Here is a 13059-nt window from a genome sequence, read left to right as displayed (position 1 = left end):
AGCGGGCGCAATCGAGGCATTCAGTTTCGTTTCACAGGGGTATTGCTCGCGCTTGCTCGGGCGCTTTGAAGCCGTAAACCTTGCAAGCAAAAGCGGGCGATCGGCCCCACCTTCATAGCACGCCCTAGTGCGTACTCTTTTCCTTCATCTGGCGTGCGCCGTAGTAATAATCCTCTCAATAGTTTCACAGGTAGGGTTCAGCGCACTTGTGATGGAGTCAATTCCTATTTTATTTCATACAGTTAGCTTTCATTCCCTTCACCAAATTCGCACGTCGAACTGCGCCGTATGAACGAGAATTCCTACCCGAACTCTTGATCTAAGCGCTTCCCGCCGGTGTGCTTTGAAGGGGAACTAGGAGGCGAAATCGGTTCCTGAAAGTCTTGGCAGTCGAGCTCGTTCTACAAACTGTGGACGCGCTGTCTACTTCACTCAAAACCAAGTGACTGCCAACGCCGACGTTCCAGTTCGCCTTGCAGCCATTGCAGGTGGTCAACCGAACCAAGCTCAACATCTTGCGGTATGGCCAATTCACACACGCAGATGCAGCGGCCCAGCAGGCCGCCATCCTCAGATGACAGCTCATCCGTGATTGCCTTCTTCAACCTGACCGCCGTCGCATACGCGATGCCGTAGGTGTCTTTGATGCCATGTCCTGTTGGACTAGAGCCTCTCGTTTCACGATCGATGATCTCGGCTGCCAGCTGAAAATACTTCTCTAAGCTGAGCCGTCGCCCGTGAAGGAACGTGCCGGAGGTTACGGAAAACTGTTTGTTGCAATTCCGGCAGCGGAAGGGTTTTCGCGTCGTCGGGTGGGCAATATTTTTTCCTGAGCACGAGGTGCAGATCGGGCCGTTCGGCCACCGAACTTCGGCAATTCGAGCCTCACAGGCGGCTTCCGTCGGAAAGTGAGTTGCGATTCCCTCGGCAGGCAACCCCAAGAACAGGGTAAGCCAGTGGACCCGTTCGTCAGTTTGGTTGAAGAAATGGCGCCTCATGTCTTGCAGATATCCGAGGCCGCGTGTTTTCGGTAGGCGTCATGCTATCGTTGCTGAACGGTCTCAGGACATGCATGGATGAACTTTGCGCTACATATGGTACACAGTGCTCGCCTAGGCACATACATCTGGGACACCAAAATGACGAAACGCCCGACATTCGATGACATCAGAGCGGAACGAGACCGGTTCATTGGGCCGCAGGAGCCCTACCATGTGCCGAAGCTCATTCCGGCTCCAGAGAAGGCTAGGCTGCGGAAGGTCTTAGATCGCCGACCGGCCGAGAATATCGCTCAAGGGACCGCTGTTCTTCGTAGAAGCATTTCGGATCGCTGAGTCTGAGTCCACGAAGGCAGAGGTTCAATGTACCAGGGCGAGGCAACCTTTGGTTACTCAGCATTCCTCGGGGAAGCGATCAGCGCAAGGGCGCACCTTCAATCGGAGAGTGCCAGTTCCGTCCACGAGCACCCCGGGTTGGGTCATAGCCACTCTCTCTGCCTACAATCTGACGGGACGGGCAAGCGGCAACACGGCTGAACCTGTCTTGCAGAAGCTATCGGCTCGCGAGCTTGCGATCTGTGGCAAAGAACAATAAGAACAAATTAAGAACATGTATGCACAGTGTGGCGTTACTTGATCTAGGCGACTGCAACAGGTTGTATGTGTAAAAAGAGGGCGAGCAACATGCTGACATCTGTAGAACTCTGTGCCGGTGCTGGAGGACAGGCACTTGGGCTAGAAAAGGCTGGGTTCGCCCACACCGCGCTGGTCGAGATCGACAAACACTGCTGCAATACGTTGCGCCATAACCGACCGGAATGGAACGTGATCGAAGAAGACATGCGCGTATTCAAGGAAGGTGCAGCCGACTATGCTGGCATGGACCTCTTGGCTGGGGGTCTGCCATGCCCACCTTTCTCGGTCGCAGGAAAGCAGCTTGGCGAGCAGGACGAGCGTAACCTGTTTAATGACGCAATCGACATTGTAGATGCGGCTCGTCCCCGCGCGGTGATGATTGAGAACGTCCGCGGATTCCTCGACGCAGTGTTCCACGATTATCGGGAGCGCCTGAAATCGCAACTTGAGAAGCTGGGCTACAAAACAGATTGGCGGCTGCTGAACGCGTCGGACTACGGCGTGCCTCAGCTGCGCCCCCGCGTGGTGATCGTCGCCATGCAGAAGGCGCGCGCAGATTATTTCGACTGGCCGGAACCTAACCCACACAACCCGCCCACGGTTGGCGAGACACTTCACGACCTGATGGCGGCGCGGGGTTGGCGTGGTGCCGAAGATTGGGCGGCCAAGGCCGACGAAATCGCGCCGACCATCGTGGGCGGCTCCAAGAAGCATGGCGGACCTGACCTCGGGCCGACCCGCGCGCGTGCCGCTTGGGCCACACTGGGCGTCGAAGGACGGACCATAGCGCCGGAAGCACCCGATCCGTTTCACAACGGTATGCCGCGCCTGACCGTACCGATGGTAGCCCGGATACAGGGCTTCCCTGACGACTGGCACTTCACCGGGGCAAAGACGAATGCGTATCGGCAGGTAGGCAATGCGTTTCCGCCCCCGGTGGCACAAGCCGTATCGTGTCAGATCGCCAAGGCGCTGCGCAAGCGCGTCCTGCGAGCGGTCAACAGCTAAACTTCCAACCGCGTCGGATTTGTGAGAGCTTACTGAGAATACGTGTATTTTCAGAGCGGCTGGCGATTGAAGAAGAACATTCCCGAAAGCGTGGTAGTTGCGGGTCACCCTGACCACCCGCTGTTACAAGCCATCGCAGCCGATATTGCCAATCGCGCGGGCGGCCGTGACGCCTTAGCGACCAAGTTTGCCGTGATGCTGCGCCAATGTGTCGATGACGTGATCATGACGCCCAAGACTGGACGGCGCTCCTACGACGAACTGGAAAAAACCGAAAAGACCTACATTGGTACGCGCGTAGAAATTGAATTGCGCGCAATGCTCAACCTGCCCAAAGGCAAACTCGACACCGTGATCCTGGGGCACGATGTGGACATCAAGAATACGATGGGCAGCAACTGGATGATCCCGACCGAAGCGGTGGACCATCCCTGCATCCTGGTCGCCGCCGATGAAGTTCGCGCTACCTGCTATCTGGGCCTGATCGTCGCCCGCCCCGACTATCTGACGCTGGGCCAGAACAAGGACTCGAAGAAGAGCATATCGGCGCTGGGGTTCGCTAACATACTTTGGCTTCTGCTGGACCACCCGTATCCGCCGAACTTCTGGCGCACCATCGCGCCCGATGTGATAGAGCGGATATTCGCGGGCAAGTCGGGCAATCAGCGCATGGCCAACCTGTTCCGCGAGGTGCAGCGCGAACCAATTACCCGCGACGTGGTGGAGGCGGTGGCGCAGCAACAGGACTTCATGCGGCGCATCAGGTCGGACAATGGCAGGGGCACGAGGGACCACCTCTCCCGCGAAGGTATCCTGCTGCTGTCGGGGCATTACGATGCCCCTCTGATCGCGGCGCTGGGCTTGCCCGATTGTTCCGGCAGCGAGTTTGTTTCCTACCGGCCCGTTTCGCAGCCCGAAGTGGATCTAGCGGCGGAGAACGGCATCACGCTTGATTGGTCGCCTGCCAACTGAAACCCATTAAGCGCCATATTCGGTTGAGCGGCGGCCCGCCCATACTCTATTTTGGGTGGTATGACCGACAGCGCCAAAATCCCAATAACAGATTCGGGACCGGTTCCGAAGATCAAACGGAAGCGGGGCAACCGGCTTGAGAAGTGGGAGGTCGCCATAATCAAGGCGATGCTGACGCGCGGAGGCTACGCCGATCAAGACATACAAGCGTACTTCACGCGCCCGATCAGGACAGTAAACCACCGAGCATTCAGTGAAATCCGCACAGGAGCAAAGCACAAGGCGGTCAAAGCAGCCACTGATGAAACGCTGGACGCCTTCCTCGCGGCGTGGCCAGACGTCGATCCTGACACGGGCCTGAGCCGTGCCGGTGACGAGTTGCTCATCAAGGCGCGCGAAGCGATGGTTGCGGCGGTCCATACTTTCAACGGCGCTGGCCTGACCTTTCGCGCCGAACTGTTTATCGTGACCAGCGTGATCGCGTGGACGTATTTGCTGCATGCATGGTTCCGGCGAGAAGGCATCGACTATCGCTATTCCGACAAGACGAAGCAGGGCGCAGACAAGTATTGGGAGTTGGGGAAGTGTCTGCGTCACGTGCGATGCCCCATTCCCGCAGGGGCGACGAAGAACCTCGAGTTTCTGTTAGAGATTCGGCACGAGATTGAACACCGCTCTACCAGCCGGATCGACGACGCAGTGGGCGGCGAATTGCAGGCGTGCTGCATCAATTTCAATGACGCACTAAAGTCCCTTTTCGGCCCGCAATACGGATTGGAAAAGCGCCTGCCCATCGCGTTGCAATTCGTATCATTCGGTGACGACCAAAGAACGCAACTCAAACGCGCCGCCGATCTGCCCGCTCACGTCGCTACGTCTATCAGTGCGTTTGAGAATGGGCTGACCGACGAACAACTCGCAGACCCCGCGTTCCGGTACCGGGTGGCCTTCGTTCCAATCACGAGCAATCGCGCGTCAGGTGCTGACCGGGCCATCGAGTTCATTAAACCGGGCAGCGCCGACGCCGAGGCCGTGAATCAGGTCTTGCTTAAGGAAGTGAACAAGAAGCGATACACTGCGACGCAGGTTGTGGATGCCGCAAAGAAAGCTGATTTCAAGAAGTTCCGCATCAGTGACCACACTGCCCTCTGGCAAAAGCTGGATGCAAAGGACCAAAGCAAGGGCTACGGGTGCCAAGGCGATTACAAGGGCACATGGGTCTGGTTCGACAACTGGATCAAGCGCGTGCTCGAACACTGCGAAGAGAATGGCGACAGGTACAAGTCGCCGTGACCCTTTTCCTCACCAAAGGCTGGGGCTGGCATGTGCCCGTGGGGCCGCTGCAGTTCAGCACGAGCGGTTGGCGGGACAACACGCTGCGCCAGCTACAGGATGGCGATCGGGTCGTGCTCCTCGGCAGCACTCGTAACAAGACTTCCGCCGCGAAACCTCCGGCGCGAAGGGAATGGCCGATCTTGCAAGCGGAGCCCATCTCGAATTTACTCGACGCAAGCTTCACCAACTGGTCCATCGTTCTGCCGCGCCGGTGGTTCGTTAGGTCGAACTCAACCTTGATATGGAGGAGGAAGTAAGTCTCAGGTCATTCTTCGTGGAGGGCGGATCCGAACGTTCACTGTCGGCGCTATTGGGGCATATATGGGCAGATAGCCCCAAGGTTGGTGTTAGTGCCCACCAGTCTTTACCTGCCCTCTTAAGCGGATAGAGTGGAATCGCTAATGCAGCAAGGAAGCTCAATAATTGAATCAGCCAATACCCACTTTCGAGTTTCCAATCCCTACAAAGCTCTTGGATTGCATCGTAGACTTAACGGGTGATCATTCGTCGATTGCAATGTGCCCTGACTATGCAGTTGGAGACTGGCGCTACAAGAAATTGTCGGACCACCTATTCGACTGGCTTCCGGACGCTGCACTCAAATCACAGGAACGTCGCGCTCTACTCGGAGACCCGATGCAAATGATTGGACAGGCGTGTCGCCGTGTCTTCGATGTATCCGACCCAAGCAAACGTGGGGAAATCGGCGAAATCCTACTCCACGCATTGTGTCGTCAGGAATATGACACCTCTCCGTTTGTCGCCCGCCTCTTTTACAAGATGCGAAGCAATGACAGCGTAACGAGCGTAGACATGGCGCACGTTTTGCAGAACGAGGAAACCGGTCTTCTCGAATTATGGCTGGGCGAAGCAAAGCTCTACGGGAGCGCCCGCGAAGCTCGCCAATCGGCATTGAAATCGATCAAGCCTCTTTGGGACACTGAGTTCCTTGAGGAAATGAAGGCTCTGATTGGACCGAAGGTAGAAACAAATGCGCCTTACGCCAATGAACTGACTTGGTTATTCGCCGATCAAACCTCGCTGGACAAAATCATAGAACGAATTGTCGTTCCAATCTGCATTGCCGCAGATTTCGACGCGACGAAGGGTGCAGCGTCGCGGGACAATGACTATGTTGCTGCGGTCACAAAAGAACTCCAGAAATGTAAGAAATACTTCGACAAGAGAGTGCCGGATAAGGTCCGGTTTGTCCTGATTTTCGTCCCACTCGACTGCAAAGCCAAGTTGGAAAAACGCTTCAATGATCGGGTTCAAAGTCTCCTATGACGCCAGAAGAAATGAAAGACGTAATCTCCGATGATCTCGAAGATGGCGATGAAGCCTTCAAGCTCTTGCGGTCCATCGCGTATTACTTCCAATCCCCAGACTCCGACACCGCGACTGCGCTGGACCTCATAATCCGGATGCTGGACAGACGAGGTGAGCTAGAGGCTTGTTTAGAGGGGGCGTCAATGATGATTGACGCGATCCTACGTGAGGCTGGGCTGTTCCCTTACATCGCCAAGAAGGGTAGTTGGCGGGACCAACTTGCGATGGAAACGATGCGCGTGCCGGGGATGAAGGACTACGTCTTTCATATTGAGCAAGCCTTAGTTTTCAACAAGCTCGCTCAAGGCAAGAGCATCATTCTTTCAGCACCAACCAGCTTCGGGAAAAGCCTTCTCATCGACGCGCTTATTTCGCAGAAACGCCCTTCTACGGTCGTGGCCGTGGTCCCGACAATCGCACTTCTTGATGAGTTCCGACGCCGGATGGAGAAGCGCTTTCCGGCGTATCAGGTCATCACGCGAACGAACGAAGTTCCTACGCAGAAACTCGTAATCTACATTGGCACGCAGGAACGGCTTCTTGAACGTGAGCGTATCGAAGATATCGACCTGTTCGTCATCGACGAATTCTACAAGCTGGACCTTGAGCGGAGTGACGAACGCTCGCTTGCCCTCAATACGATCTTAGCCCGCTACGGGAAGACCGCGAAGCAAATCTACTTCCTCGGCCCGTCAATCGACGAAGTTCCGAACGCGAATTCTTTTCGGGAGGACGTCGAATTCGTGCGCACCCGCTACAGCCCGGTAACTGCCGATATCATCGACAGGACCGGGAGCGGCCCGAGTGTAGAGCAGCTGGTGAAAGACCTGAGATCAGTCCGCCGAACGAACTCATTGATCTACGTGCAGTCACCGCCGTCTGCTTCCCGTCTCATGGAAGCATTACTGGATAAGAAGCTAACGCGGAAAAAGGATTTCACAGCGGAGCTTTCCGAATGGCTTGCCGAGAACTTCCATCCTGAGTGGTTCCTGGCGAAAGGGGTCAAGCGCGGTATTGGAATGCACCATGGACGAGTGCCGCGCTCCATTGCGCACCTGATGATTAGCCTTTTCAACGATGGAGACCTAGCCGCCATTGTCTGCACTTCGTCGATGATCGAGGGCATCAATACGGCTGCTGAGAACGTCTTTATCTACGACAGGAAGATCAACACTTCGAAGTTGGATCGGTTCACATTCGACAACATCAAGGGCCGCGCGGGCCGGATGTTCAAACACAACATCGGTAAAGTGTTCCTCTACAATCCGCCACCGCAGCCGGAACAGTTTGAGGTTCACGTCCCACTGTTCAATCCAGACGAAATGATGCGTCCAGAGCTTCTTATGCAGCTTGAGGATGATATTCTGTCTGACCCTGCGAGGCGCCGCAAGCAGGCAATCGTTCGCTCCAGTGAGCTGCCGCCGGAGGTACTGGCCCGTTGGGCAGAATTCGGCGTCGATGAGTTGAACTCTCTCGCGGAGTTGGTCCGACAAGAGTTAAGCAAGAAGGAATCGCTTCTGCGTTGGAAGGGCATCCCGGACTTCGATGAGATAGAAGCAACTTTTGAACTACCGTGGAGCGTTCTCCGTTTCAGCAAGCATGGGCTAAGAAGTGCCCGCCAAGTTGCCTATTTTGCGAACCGCCTTCGCGCAAGTTCTTCCATTCGGGAGTTCATGGACGGTCTTGTTTCTGGTACCGGCATTGGCGCGCAAACAGAGATTGATCGTTGTTTCAACTTTATGCGCGGGGCAGAGTATTCTTTCCCGCAGGTCCTTCGAGCATTCAATGACGTTGTGGATGTTGTCATCGGCGCTGGTGAGGTGGACTACCGGGTTTATGCAGCGCAACTGCAAGGGTTGTTCATACCCGGTGACTTGCGGGCGTTGGATGAATTCGGTGTTCCAATTCCAATCATTCAACGATTGGCCTCCGACCTTCCGCAAGAAGACTTCCGGGAGGCACGCGAGGCTGTAAGTGCCTTTGAAACAGAATTCCCCGACCGGTTTAGTGGGTTTGAAAGTGAACTACTGAGGCGCTGTTTGAACTAGGCTCGGAGTTGTGGATGCCAATACTACGCTCGTTGTGGCACGAATTGAATGAGGCGTTGTGACTTGAATTGCCTGTTGAGTATTAGCTTCTCAGAAGCGCCATAGTAGCATTCGGGTTTAGCTTTAACGGCAGCTTGAGACCGAAGAAGCAATGATGCCATTTAAGGTAGTTCTACGAGCCGGTTCCAGTGTTCGTCCGGATCAAACTCGTGGTCGGAGTCTCTGGTAGGTCCAAAAGCGTTAAAGAAGTCTTCCACTCCGCCTTCACTTATCATCCAGACAAATGGCAATGGTCGGCGAAGCGTGCGGGCGATTTTCACCACCCTGTGCTTGTCAGCGGAATCTATGTGGATGTAGTCATCATCTCCGAGAGTTCCTTTAAGGACATGCTCCCACAATTTAGAAAGTTCTCGTTCTTCCGTAAAGTAACCATCCCATTCACTTGGCTTACCAAACTTTCTGTCGATGGCTGCACCTAGGCAGAACGAGTTGAACAGAGCCAACTCCGCTGCAACCCTAGCGAAACGTTCAGCTTCATCGGGGTAGACAAAGAAGCCACCTCGGCCAGGAGCTCCTCTACTTGGAAAGCGATAGGAAAAAAGTTCCCTACCGCGTTTGGCCTGCACGAATAAATCGACTTCTTCTTTAACTTCATCAGGAGAGAGAAGGAGCTCGATTTCACTCTTGTATGCTTCAATTGCTTTTTCATGACCGATCGTCAGGCTATTTTTTCCCCACCCGGATCTAGGGGAACTCAATAAATTTGCCCGAACAGCATTGAACATTCCGTAGTAAGACAAATACGGGACGGCCATCTGAAGGTTCTGACGATACGCGTTTTCTGCAGTGCCAAACTGTAGTGTCGCACCCATAACAAGCTTTAGGCAAAGGTAGTGCCTCTGCAGCCATTCAGCATGCAATTCCGGCGACCAGCGATCGGCAATTTTTGCAAACAGGGGCTTTGTCTTTTGCGCATAACCAGACAGGCCTGGCCGACCCGTTCTTAGATCCTTTTGTAAGTTGCAAATTTCAAGAAAATCGTAGTTCCAATTGGTTCCAGCTAGGGCATTGATGTCCAGCAAAACAGAAGTCCTATCGCGGTTCGGTGATCGTGGATGCGCTCATCGACACTTTGGCGCGAAGTTGGCTGAAGGCCAACCTGTTCCACTTCCAGGTGGCAAGGCAATGTCGGCTTAAGCGAAGCCGCGGTTCTGCACTTTCCAACACACCGAAGGCACGCAATGGGCAGTCGTCAGATGCAGATCTCATCCGAGATGGCTTTGAAATATGCCTACAGACCACGTATCTCGTCGCTAATTGCATCAACCTGGACCAAGACCTTGCTTCGCTCGCTACCCGTTCGGCCCACCCCCCGCAGCCATGAGACGCTCTTTTCCCTCCTTTCTCGCACTGCGGCGATGCGAGGCCTTTCGACGTGGGAGCTTACGGCGGAGCTGGGGTTGTCGCAGAAACCACTCATCGCCGTTGAGGATGCAAGCGTTGACCAACTATCTGAACTCTTCGGCCTAAACCCGGCGGAGAGCGCAGCGCTGGTTTCTTGGACCCCTCAACCATTGGAGGGGGTGCGGATGCAGTTTCGCGGTGAGCCCGTCGTGTCCCGCGCTGTGATGAACCCCACTGTTCGCGGCTGCCCGCGTTGCCTTCGAGAGGATACCAATCGGTCCGAGTTCGCGACCGTAGATGGAATGGTCATGCGCGGCGACTGGCAGTTTCGACATGTGGTGATCTGCGTGTCTCATGCATCTCCGCTGGTCCCCCTGTGGACTGTTAAACGGATCGCCGATCGCTGCGACTACGCCACTCACTTGAGCAAAATCGAGAACGATCTGATGGAAGGGCGGCTGGATGTAGCGACTTGCGAAGTAACCGAATACGACAAGTGGATTGACCAACGCCTCGAGACCGGACGGGATGAAACTTGGCTGGCAAACCACTCCGTCGATGTCGCGGCGCAATTCTGCGAGCTACTCGGCGCGGAACTTGTTCGACGCGATCTAGCTCCGAGAGCGGTTGGCTTTGAGGTCGCGAGCCAAGGGCCAAAGTCCATAGAAAGGGCATTCCACGTTTTGGCCAAACGAGCGTCCGGCCCCCAAGATGAGATGCGCAGCGCGTTCGGTCGAATGTATGATTGGCTTGCCAGTACTGCCGCTAACGACCCGCGTTACGATCCGTTCCGCAGCTTGCTTCGCGAGGTCGCTTTGGACATCTGGGCGGTCTCTCCGGGGACCAAGGTGCTTGGACATAGGTTGAAGGCTCGCCGAATGCATTCGGTCCTTACTTCCGCCACCGACGCCGGAGTATCGCCCGCACGGATGCGCAGTCTTCTTGTGTCCGAAGGCGTGATCTGCGTGGACGATGATCGGAGCGATGCGCGCCTCACCTTTCCTTTGGCCAAAGTCGAAGGTCTCATGAACGTGTTTGAACAACTCGTCGGATCGAAGGAAATGCAAAGGCGCCTCGGTTGCGGCGAACAGCAGCTCGAAGCGCTGGTCGAGGCCGGGATCTTGACGCCACGGTTCCCGCCCGACGTCACTAGACGGCCCTGGAATCCAGCCGATGCCGAGGCATTCCTCGAACGGCTCTATGCCTTAGCACAAGACATTCCGACAGAAGACCAAGAATGGGAGCAGGTCCATCGCGCTTCGGTGCGCTGTCGTGTCAAGATCGACAAGGTATTGAAACCAATTTGGGATGGGGCACTTGCCGTTGGACGGAGACGTGATTTACGCGGATACGCCTCGGTGTTTGTCCGCAGGTCCGAGGTCGATGTGCTTGTACGGCCGGAACGCCCTGACCATCGCACCCTGTCCGAATTTGCGTCCGAAGTCGGCTTGAACAAGCACCGCGAGTTTCGCCTGCTAGTGGATCACGGTCATACGCCCGTGACGGTCATCTACAACCCGCAGACGCATCGCCGGGACCACTACGTTACCGAGGATGACGCGGCTGCATTTCACGCTCGGTTTACGACGCTCAAGCTTCTCTCCACAAGGCTTGGCCAAAGCAGCCGTTCGATCTCGCAGCGTCTGAAGGCGGCCGGGATCGAGAGGTTTCAGCCCAGCGACATCGACTTTGGTCCGGTGTACTTCTTGGAAGACGTTGCACCCCTCCTGCTTAGAATTAAGCCCCGGGATCTAGTCTCGAAGTCGAACTGAACGGCGATCGCATCGGTTGCCGATAGTTCGGAGAAGCAGACCTCTACGTTTCGCGCAGCGAAGGTCCTAAATGAGCCCGTTTCGGCCATTGTGATTTTGTGCTGCGTGCGCTCGAAGCGTGAAAAATGCGGCATGTGCGAAAAAGTTCCTGCTGCCGTGCAGCGGTCCAACCGGCCATTCGTGGATATCGCAGCATAGGTCAGGTGTCGAATTCACAAGATGCGGGACAAACCCGACCTACGGCATTGGCGATTGAACGCCCGCTCATGCTAAAACCTTTGTCTGGCACGCCTCTGAACACGCTTCAGGCAGCTAATCTATTTTCATTGAGTGAGCTTCAGACAACCGCCAACACCAACATGACTATCGCCATACCCATCATCATCAGGTTTTCGGTGAGGCTCACGAACCCGAGCGGCACGTTCGAGTTGCCGCCGACGCAGGCGCATTTCAGCTCCCGCTTGTCGATGTAGACGGCCTTGAACACGCTGGCAGCACCCACCGTAGCGATAAAGAGCGCAGCCGGGGCGGCAAGCGGGGTCAGCAGCATCCCCGTCATCAAAACGCCCGCGCCGGTTTCCACCCACGGATAGACATAGGCATAGGGTACCCACTTCCGCGCGAGCAGGTCGTAGTTGAGGAACATCGTCGTGAAACCTTCGATGTCGCGGAGCTTTTGCATCCCCAACAGGATCATCGAGACGGAGATGAACCAACCGAGCGTCTGCCACGAGATCGTGCCGACAAAGCCGATGGACAGCGCGAGCGCCGTCGCGGCGGCGACCGCGAAGAGATAGATTACCGGCGTATAGGTCGTCGCGTCAGGATCGTAGTCGGTGAGTTTCTGGCGCAGGGCGTCATATCTGCCGACCCGCTCGCCTTCGATCCACACCTGCGGTGTCGTGGGAACGTCGTACTCTTCCTTGAACGCATCGACCTCTGGGCGTTCGCGGAACAGGCGATCATCGACGTCATAGCCCTTGGACTTCAGAAGCCAGCGCGCCTTTTGGCCCGCCGGACACAGATGGTTCGGTAGCGCCATGCGGTAGAGAACGGCGGTCTTTCCGGTTGCGGCGGTGGCAGGATCGGTCGTTACGTCTGCGATGTCGCGGGTGTCCTTGGGCATGATGAATCTCCTTTGTCTCAGGGGTCGGTGCGGGGCGTGCCAGCGGGTGCATCCCCGTTTGCTTCGATATCCGCGATGTACCGCTGCATTTCGGCGATCTCGCTGCGCTGCGCCTCGATGATCGCATCGGCCAGCGCGCGCACACGCGGGTCGGATATGTTCGCCCGTTCGCTGGTCAGGATCGCGATGGAATGGTGCGGGATCATCGCCTTCATCCAGGCAATATCGCTTACCGTATCCTGTGACCGGACAAGGTAGAGACCGGCGGCGAAGGCGATGGCCGCGCCGGTGAAGATTGCGATGTTGGTTTTCCGGTTGGAATACATGCCGAGCATGAAAGCGAGCATGATGATCGCCATCATCCCACCCATGTAGAGCGCCATCCACATCCGCGTCTGCGAGAAGAAAACGTGATCAAGCGCATAGGTGTT

The 13059-nt window shown here is 55.9% G+C and carries 10 protein-coding genes; 6 read left to right on the top strand and 4 right to left on the bottom strand.

The window, feature by feature from the left end; all coding sequences use genetic code 11:
* Positions 1 to 428: 428 nt before the first annotated feature.
* Entirely contained in the window at positions 429 to 998 is a 570-nt protein-coding gene (locus tag V8J83_RS09860; protein ID WP_339986109.1) for a transposase, read from the bottom strand.
* 684 nt (positions 999 to 1682) lie between these two features.
* On the opposite strand from V8J83_RS09860, the gene V8J83_RS09855 reads away from it, so the two are divergent.
* From V8J83_RS09855 to V8J83_RS09835, 5 genes are all read left to right on the top strand, one after another.
* The gene (locus V8J83_RS09855; RefSeq protein WP_339986108.1) at positions 1683 to 2642 is read left to right on the top strand and encodes a DNA cytosine methyltransferase; all 960 of its coding nucleotides are present in this window, start codon (positions 1683 to 1685) and stop codon (positions 2640 to 2642) included.
* A 66-nt stretch (positions 2643 to 2708) separates the two neighbouring features.
* Positions 2709 to 3614 (top strand): NaeI family type II restriction endonuclease, encoded by a 906-nt coding sequence (locus tag V8J83_RS09850; RefSeq protein ID WP_339986107.1) that lies wholly within the window; start codon positions 2709 to 2711, stop codon positions 3612 to 3614.
* 60 nt (positions 3615 to 3674) lie between these two features.
* A complete protein-coding gene (locus tag V8J83_RS09845) occupies positions 3675 to 4907 on the top strand; it encodes a DUF3644 domain-containing protein (RefSeq protein WP_339986106.1) in 1233 nt (410 codons plus the stop codon).
* Between the two features lie 513 nt (positions 4908 to 5420).
* Positions 5421 to 6236, top strand: coding sequence for a HamA C-terminal domain-containing protein (locus tag V8J83_RS09840; RefSeq protein ID WP_339986105.1), 816 nt, complete (start codon positions 5421 to 5423; stop codon positions 6234 to 6236).
* A complete protein-coding gene (locus V8J83_RS09835; protein ID WP_339986103.1) occupies positions 6233 to 8326 on the top strand; it encodes a DEAD/DEAH box helicase in 2094 nt (697 codons plus the stop codon). Before V8J83_RS09840 ends, V8J83_RS09835 begins: the two co-directional genes overlap by 4 nt.
* Before the next feature lie 161 nt (positions 8327 to 8487).
* Here the strand turns inward: V8J83_RS09835 and V8J83_RS09830 are convergent, their stop codons facing one another.
* Positions 8488 to 9408 carry a hypothetical protein gene (locus V8J83_RS09830; protein ID WP_339986101.1) on the bottom strand — a complete coding sequence of 307 codons (921 nt, stop codon included), beginning with the start codon at positions 9406 to 9408 and terminating at the stop codon, positions 8488 to 8490.
* Positions 9409 to 9567: 159 nt separating this feature from the next.
* Here V8J83_RS09830 and V8J83_RS09825 point away from each other — a divergent pair, with 159 nt between their 5' ends.
* The gene (locus V8J83_RS09825; protein WP_339986099.1) at positions 9568 to 11502 is read left to right on the top strand and encodes a TniQ family protein; all 1935 of its coding nucleotides are present in this window, start codon (positions 9568 to 9570) and stop codon (positions 11500 to 11502) included.
* A 337-nt stretch (positions 11503 to 11839) separates the two neighbouring features.
* On the opposite strand, the gene V8J83_RS09820 is transcribed toward V8J83_RS09825, so the two are convergent.
* On the bottom strand, positions 11840 to 12628 hold the full coding sequence (locus V8J83_RS09820; protein ID WP_339986097.1) for a MauE/DoxX family redox-associated membrane protein: 789 nt from the start codon (positions 12626 to 12628) through the stop codon (positions 11840 to 11842).
* 17 nt (positions 12629 to 12645) lie between these two features.
* Positions 12646 to 13059: DUF305 domain-containing protein (locus V8J83_RS09815; protein ID WP_339986095.1), on the bottom strand; the 414-nt coding region annotated here is incomplete at its 5' end.

Source organism: Gymnodinialimonas ulvae, assembly GCF_037543845.1.
GTDB lineage: Bacteria > Pseudomonadota > Alphaproteobacteria > Rhodobacterales > Rhodobacteraceae > Gymnodinialimonas > Gymnodinialimonas ulvae.
Note: the sequence above shows the minus strand (reverse complement) of the source record. Positions and strands in the feature narration are given on the sequence as shown.